The sequence below is a fragment of the Salibacter sp. genome (genome assembly GCF_031581065.1).
GTDB lineage: Bacteria > Bacteroidota > Bacteroidia > Flavobacteriales_G > Salibacteraceae > Salibacter.
Map to the genome: position 1 here is coordinate 1 of NZ_JAVLBN010000068.1, position 7,161 is coordinate 7,161.

Genomic DNA, 7,161 nt, shown 5'->3' on the forward strand with positions numbered 1-7,161 from the left:
GGTAGAGTCTTCCTCCTTTGTGAAAATATCGTAGCTAAATCCTTTTTTACGCAAACTTACATTGAGTGCTGAATTAGCGTTGAGCAAATAACGGACATCTTCATTGGGTTTGTGGTGTTGATCAATAACCTGCCCTTTGTTTTGAACGAAGTAGGATTTTGTTTGGGTGTTGGGGGTTGAGAATGAGTTGTTATTCACTAACAGGATTGAAAACAGTAACAGGACAATATGAAAACGATATTTCAACATCGTAGCTAAGTTAATATAATCCCTGAGAAGAATTTAAAAATGTAAAACCAATTTCTTTTTGGTAAAGGTTTCTAATAATAAGTGAGATAGGTTTTTATCACTATCAAATTTAGTTTTGACTGTTTCAGAAAAGGCTGTCAGCATTTTGTCGGCAGCCTTTTTTATTTTTTGTCAATCCCAAACTCCTTTGCCAGTATCTCGTGCCTAAAATCGAAAATATGCTTGAGTTTCCCTTTGACAAATAGCGCGTGAGCAATCTTTCCTAAGAAACCAAATGGCAAACCATAATCCACAATATCAATTATTTTCACACCGCCTTCAACCTCTTCAAAAAAGTGTTTGTGATGCCAAAAAGCATAAGGGCCAAAACGCTGTTCATCCACGAAATACTCCTGCGTTTTGACTTGAGAAATTTCAGTTGTCCACCTGAATTTGATACCTGCAAAAGGACTAACTTTATAATTGATGATCATGCCCGGATACATTTTTTCACCTTCCAATCCTTTTGTTAAAATCTCAAACTTTAAATCATCAGGTGTTATTTCGTTGAGATTGAGTGGTGTGCTAAAAAATTCCCATGCATTTTCAAGAGAAATCGGTAAAACCTGTTCGCGCTTCAAAGTGTATATTCGCATGCTTTTGTATCCTTTATTTCAATGGTAACAGCGCATCTTCAATTTGGTTGTTGAGAATGGAAGAAATTAAGTGGTTTTCTAAAAAGTTGGAAGAATTATCTGCTCGCGAGCTTCATAAACTTTTGCAGTTCAGGGTCTCCGTATTTGTCGTGGAACAGAATTGTCCGTATCAGGAATGTGATGATAAAGACCTTAAAGCGATTCATCTTTTTGGTCAGAACCGAAATGGAGAAATCGTGGCCTGTGCTCGAATTTTGCCTCCGGGAGTTTCCTATTCAGAGCCATCAGTGGGAAGAGTAGCTGTCCATGCCGATTTCCGCATGGGCGGGATCGGTAACGAAGTCATGCGCAAAACTATCAGGTTCATTGAAGAGTTTTACAATGAAAAAACGATCAGAATATCAGCACAACAATACCTGAAACAGTTTTATTCAGATCTCGGTTTCGAGCAGGTAAGCGAGATGTATTTAGAAGATGATATTCCGCACATCGAGATGCTGAGGCGCTCAAATTGATTTTCGGGAATCGGCAATCGACTCGAATTCTATCGCTGAGCTGGCTTGAATGTGGCTCTGACCGAGACTGATCAACTCCATAATCATCAACATTTCAGGATATTGAGTAGCTTCGATTTTAAACTCCGTATATTTGTCACCAATCAGTTGGCGTTCAGTAAATTTGTAGTCAGATTCGATTTTGAAAAAAGACTTATCATTAGAATACTTTCGGAAAACCGGAAACTTTACGTCACTCATTTTTGTTTAGTAGAATATGAATCAACATTTTGAAAAAGCTGAAAAGGCTTACAAAGAAAAGGATTTTGAAAAAGCTGTAGAGCATTTCACTAACGCGATTGAGGTTTCGCCCAACATTGCTGAAATACATTACCAGCGCGGAATCACTTATTTTCATTTGAAAAAGTTGAGCCTGGCTTTAGTCGATTTTGATAAAGCAGTAGAATTGGAGCCGGAAAATCCTTACCGATATTCCAGTAGAGCATACATCCGCGATGCTTGTGGCGATACAGAAGGAGCTTACAAAGATTATCAGGTAGCTATTAAGTTAGATCCCGATGATGCCATTGCCCACAACAACTTAGGGTTGATAGAGGAGAAACTGGGCTACCAGGCAGATGCAAAGAAACGCTACACGAAGGCAGATAAATTAGCTGAAAAGTTCGACTATTTCCCTGATCAACAGCAACAGGATAATTTCACTGACAAGTTCGTGAAAATGGGGGAACTCGAAAATGAGCAGGAACAAGAACAGATTGAAAACCCAGAAAAGTCACTCTTCAGTGAAATGTGGAAGGCTGTGGCCACAGATAAGGGACGTAAAGAGTTTTGGAAGTTTGTGAAGAATGGGTTTAAGGTTTGAGCCAGATCTGATTAGGCAATAAACTCATCTAGTTTCGTTCCACTTTTCTTTCCGTTTTCGATATCTTTTACTTCTTCAATTCCCTTTTTGATACTGTTGAGGACATACTCTGAAGAATTGTTGTTTTTTGGCTGTTCAATTGACACAAACCCCAAACTTTCGAGTAGTTTGATAAAGAAGCTATATTCTTTATTTGGAACTTTTAGTGTGATTTCCTTCATAACAGTCATGTGTTAAGTGTATTACTGAATACAAATTTAACGAATAATTTGTTTCAGATTTTAGTATAATTAAAAGTATGTTTAAGTTGATTGACTTGAATCAACTACAATTGTAACAGCCAAATTTCCTTATCTTAGCCCGTTTTAATTACAGCAGGCATGAGAAATGATCCGCGTACTTTCCTCGATGAAGTAGCTCATAACATTTTACGTCAAAACCAAAAGATGGAAAACACACTCGTGATGTTGCCATCGCGAAGGGCTTGTTTCTTTTTTGAAGAAGCGGTCAAAGATCAACTCACTAAAATCTCATGGTTGCCACAAATAATGTCTGTAGAGGATTTTGTGGAACGACTTTCAAATTTTCGTAATTTACCCACTCCTGAGCTCATCCTCGAAACCTATCCGTTTTACCGGGAAGTTTTTGGGAATGAATCTGAAACTTTCCGTGATTACCTGAATTGGATCACCATCATGCTGGCCGATTTTAACGAAGTGGATGCCTACAAAATCGAGATCAAAAAGCTCTTTGAGTATTTACGAGATGAACGAGCTCTCAAATCCTGGAACATTGACGGCAGCGAAATGACCGATTTCCAAAAACGCTACCTCGATTTTTGGGAGCATTTAGAACCACTTTACAAAAAACTCACTGCTCATTTCGAGAAACACAAAATGGGCTATCAGGGATTCATTTACCGCCAGGCAGCTGAGCATGTTTCTTGCATGATGAGTAATCGTTTTCCACTTATTCAAAATATTCACTGGGTTGGATTTAACGCCCTCAACACCTGCGAGGAGGAGCTGGTCGATTATTTTATTGAACATCTCGACTGCCAACTTCATTTTGATGTTGATCCGTACTATCTAGAAAATCAAAAACACGAAGCCGGAAGATTCATCAGGAACTATTTAAAACGATGGCCACAACAGTCAGAACCGTATTCAGCAAACGGATTTAGTAATCCGCAAAAAGAGATCGAAACATTTGGCGTATCGGGGAAAGTAGGAATGGCAAAAGTAGCCGGAGCTCTTCTGGGGAAGGAAGGGAAACGCAAGAACACAGCACTTGTACTGGCTGATGAAAATCTGCTCAATCCGGTTTTGAGTAGCTTACCTCAATCAGTTGATAACATCAACATTACACTTGGGTATTCATTACAAACCAGTCTTACTTACAGCTTTACAGAGAGTGTCCTCAATGCACTAGTCAACGCGAAACGCGCATCAAAAAATACATTGTTTACTGAAGATCTTTTATCGGTTTATGCACATCCCGCATTTCACTATTTTGGAGATCAAAGCACAGTTTCTGAAAAACTGGGAAAACTGCGCGAATCGCAAAAAGTGGCTTTTACCCACACCGAGTTACTACAGTTTGAAAAAGGACTGTTTGATGAACCATTCACCAAAAAAATTCTCAATCCCAATCAGTCGCCAGGTAGTTGGTTGAATTATGCTACAAATTTGCTCGAAAGAAAAGCTAATGACGAGAATAAAGTCAATGACAAGCTAGAGCAATTTCATCTTGAAAGATTGGTAGAGGTATTGATCAGAACCGCAGACTACCTTGAGGATCTGACCGATAAAATATCTTTTGAAGAACTTTGGCGATTCGTGATTCTGAGTGCTCAGGGTGAAACTATACCGATTGAAGGTGAAAAGAGCGATTACCTTCAACTCATGGGAATGTTGGAAACCCGCTGCCTCGATTTTGATCACCTGATCATGACATCTGTTAATGAGGGAACGCTCCCTGCCGGCAAGCAGGGCAATTCGTTTATTCCGTTTGAGGTGAAGCGTAAATTTCAACTTCCCACACACATTCAAAAAGACGCCATTTTCGCCTATCACTTTTACCGTGTTTTGCAGCGTGCTAAAAAGGTGACATTGCTTTACGATACCTCTGTGAGTGATATGGGAATGAATGAGGAAAGTCGGTTCATCAGGCAGTTAGAAGTGGAGTGGGGACTAGAAGGAAATCGAAAATGGAATAAACAAAACATTTCATTTGATCGTGATCCGCTCGAGTTTCAGGTAAATTCTATCGAAAAAACAGATGATGTTCTCGGTCAGATCCGGGATTACCTCACATCAGAAAATCGCGGCTTGTCGCCATCAGCACTCAACAAATACTTCAACTCACCGGCCGATTTTTATTTCCGTCATCCTCTCGGGATTAAAGAAAAAAATGAGTTGGAAAAGGATATTGAAGTCAGCACGTTTGGGACGGCTGTACACGATGCCCTTGAGGAATTATTCAAACGTTTTGTGGACTCCAAACAACTTTTGAAAAAAGACGATGTGTTGGCTCTGAAATCGGAAGTTCGTTTGGCTCTGACCGAAAAGATGAAAGAGAGCTTTAAAGGCGATTTGAACATCGGTAGTAATTACCTCACGTTTCATGCTGCTCTTAAAATGATTGACCAATTTTTGGAGTTACAGGCAAATGAGTTAGAAGATGGAGATACATTTGCTATTGTAGGCCAGGAAAAGAAAGAGCGCACAACAGTATTCGTAGATGATGTGGAGATAAGGCTTAATGGAACTGCAGACCGAATTGATTCTTTTGATACGCATCACCGAATTGTAGATTACAAGACCGGCTCCGTTGAGCAAAAAGAGTTGGTTATTGGCTCTATAGATGATTTATTCGATTTTGAAAAACAGGGAAAGGACAAAGCGAGACAGGTGATGTTTTACGCCTGGCTCGTGCACAAAACAAAGGGTTACGAGCAAATTGAGAGCGGTATTTATTCGCTGAAAAAAATATCGGGCGGTTTTTTAAAACTCAAAGTTGGTCGTGAAAGCATCCTGCAAAAAGAACACTTTGAGCGATTTGAAGAGTTGCTTAAAAATACGATAAGGGAAATGTTGAATCCTGATAAGGAACTAATTCAACCCGAGACGAGTAGCTGGACTTTATACGAATAAAAAAAGCTGCTGAAACACGAATATTTTTTGAGCAAGGAAATAACAAGTGTCCCAACAGCTTTTCTATTAGACGTAAATATACACAAAAGGTTGGTAGGCAACCTTATTTATTTCACTAAACCACTTATTCACTAAATTGTTCAGGCTTTTCCCGGGTATGCTTTAATGCCTTCTTCCAGGCAAGTCAGTGCTCGCTTGAGGCTTTCTTTTTCAAGTACATAAGCTATGCGTACTTCTTTTTCACCCATCCCGGGAGTAGAGTAGAAGCCGGCACACGGAGCCATCATTACAGTTTCGTTTTCATATTCAAATGACTCGAGCATCCACTGGCAAAAGCGCTCGGTATTGTCAACCGGCAACTCAGCCACACAGTAAAAAGATCCTGATGGTTTTGGACAACGAACTCCTTCAATTTCATTGAGTCCGTCAACCATGAGGTTTCTTCGGTCAGTGTATTCCCTGCTCACTTTTTCAAAATAACTTTTTGGGGTTTTGAGCGCTCCCTCAGCTGCTATTTGAGCGAGTGTTGGCGGACTCAAACGCGCTTGTCCGAATTTGAGCATCGTAGCCATGAGTTCTTCATTGCGCGAAACAACTGCTCCTATTCGGGCACCGCACATCGAGTAACGTTTACTTACAGAATCAACCAATACAGCGTTTTCTTCAATTCCTTCAAGTTCCATGATAGAAGTATGGTACTCACCATCGTAAACAAACTCACGGTATACTTCATCAGCAAAGAGGAAGAGATCGTGTTTTTTTACGATATCGCGAAGTGTTTCAAGCTCATCGCGAGAGTAGAGGTAACCGGTTGGATTTCCCGGATTACAAATGAGGATTCCTTTTGTCCTCTCTGTAATTTTGTCTTCAAACTCGCTTACAGGAGGAAGTGCAAAACCGCGATCGATTGTAGCGGGAACCGGAACAACATTAATACCTGCACTAACAGCAAATCCGTTGTAGTTTGCATAAAACGGCTCAGGGACTATGAGTTCGTCACCAGGATTAAAGCAGCTCATAAACGCAAAAAGTAGCGCTTCAGAACCACCCGTAGTCACCATGATTTGCTCAAAGCTGACATCTATATTGACTCCGCGGTAGTATTCAGCCAATCCTTTACGGTAGCTTTCAAAACCGGCAGAATGTGAGTATTCGATCACATTCAGATCCATATTTTTCACCGCATCAATCGCTTCTTTTGGCGACTCAATATCAGGTTGCCCGATGTTGAGATGAAGTACTTTTTTACCGGCTTTTTTTGCTTTTTCAGCAAAAGGAACCAGCTTCCTTATTGGAGACTCGGGCATTTGGTGCCCTTTTGTTGATATACCTGGCATAGCTCAAAAATTTGACGCGAATATATAACGGTATTCCTGATTAAAAATCTTTTTTAAATAATTCGAAACCAAATTAATATAAAGTATTGGGATATAGTTCTTAAGAAGCTGCTTTAAGCTAGCTTTATTTTAGGTTGTAACGGTAAATAAAACTCAGTTGAAAAACCGGAGCATCTTTGGCTGAAAGGAGACTTTCTCTGTTGTCTCCAATTCCAATGGCTGATACGCGGGCATCTACACCCTGGTTCTGACCGTAGAGATCAATACTCCTCAAGACAGTGTGACCTGCCATTCCGCGCAGAACCATATTGGGTTGCAAATAGTATTCAATTACGCCAAGCGCTTCTTGTGGCTTGCGTTCCCAATACGTGTTTTGAAATTGTGTGCCATTATAAATGGTGTTCACGA

9 protein-coding genes are annotated in these 7,161 nt (G+C 40.1%); 3 read left to right on the forward strand and 6 right to left on the reverse strand.

Translation table 11 applies throughout. The annotated features are described in order from the left end of the window. Positions 1-249, reverse strand: a 249-nt coding sequence (locus tag RI557_RS10950; protein WP_310683772.1) for a hypothetical protein, incomplete at its 3' end; no start/stop codon positions are given. Positions 250-410: 161 nt separating this feature from the next. After that, on the reverse strand, positions 411-884 hold the full coding sequence (locus RI557_RS10955; protein ID WP_310683774.1) for an SRPBCC family protein: 474 nt from the start codon (positions 882-884) through the stop codon (positions 411-413). A 56-nt stretch (positions 885-940) separates the two neighbouring features. Here RI557_RS10955 and RI557_RS10960 point away from each other — a divergent pair, with 56 nt between their 5' ends. Next, positions 941-1,399: a GNAT family N-acetyltransferase gene (locus RI557_RS10960; RefSeq protein ID WP_310668985.1), complete on the forward strand. Its 459-nt coding sequence runs from the start codon at positions 941-943 to the stop codon at positions 1,397-1,399. Here the strand turns inward: RI557_RS10960 and RI557_RS10965 are convergent. Then, positions 1,391-1,639: a hypothetical protein gene (locus RI557_RS10965; RefSeq protein WP_310683775.1), complete on the reverse strand. Its 249-nt coding sequence runs from the start codon at positions 1,637-1,639 to the stop codon at positions 1,391-1,393. The two genes, RI557_RS10960 and RI557_RS10965, sit on opposite strands and share 9 nt — an antisense overlap. 16 nt (positions 1,640-1,655) lie before the next feature. Here RI557_RS10965 and RI557_RS10970 point away from each other — a divergent pair, with 16 nt between their 5' ends. Beyond that, a complete protein-coding gene (locus tag RI557_RS10970) occupies positions 1,656-2,261 on the forward strand; it encodes a tetratricopeptide repeat protein (protein WP_310668987.1) in 606 nt (201 codons plus the stop codon). 11 nt (positions 2,262-2,272) lie between these two features. On the opposite strand, the gene RI557_RS10975 is transcribed toward RI557_RS10970, so the two are convergent. Next, positions 2,273-2,482 carry a hypothetical protein gene (locus tag RI557_RS10975; protein WP_310668988.1) on the reverse strand — a complete coding sequence of 70 codons (210 nt, stop codon included), beginning with the start codon at positions 2,480-2,482 and terminating at the stop codon, positions 2,273-2,275. Positions 2,483-2,641: 159 nt separating this feature from the next. Between RI557_RS10975 and RI557_RS10980 the strand changes: the two genes are divergently transcribed. Next, positions 2,642-5,416 (forward strand): PD-(D/E)XK nuclease family protein, encoded by a 2,775-nt coding sequence (locus tag RI557_RS10980; protein WP_310683777.1) that lies wholly within the window; start codon positions 2,642-2,644, stop codon positions 5,414-5,416. A gap of 140 nt (positions 5,417-5,556) precedes the next feature. On the opposite strand, the gene RI557_RS10985 is transcribed toward RI557_RS10980, so the two are convergent. After that, entirely contained in the window at positions 5,557-6,753 is a 1,197-nt protein-coding gene (locus RI557_RS10985; RefSeq protein WP_310683779.1) for a pyridoxal phosphate-dependent aminotransferase, read from the reverse strand. 124 nt (positions 6,754-6,877) lie between these two features. Continuing rightward, a partial coding sequence (locus RI557_RS10990; RefSeq protein ID WP_310683785.1) for a hypothetical protein occupies positions 6,878-7,161 on the reverse strand: 284 nt, incomplete at its 5' end.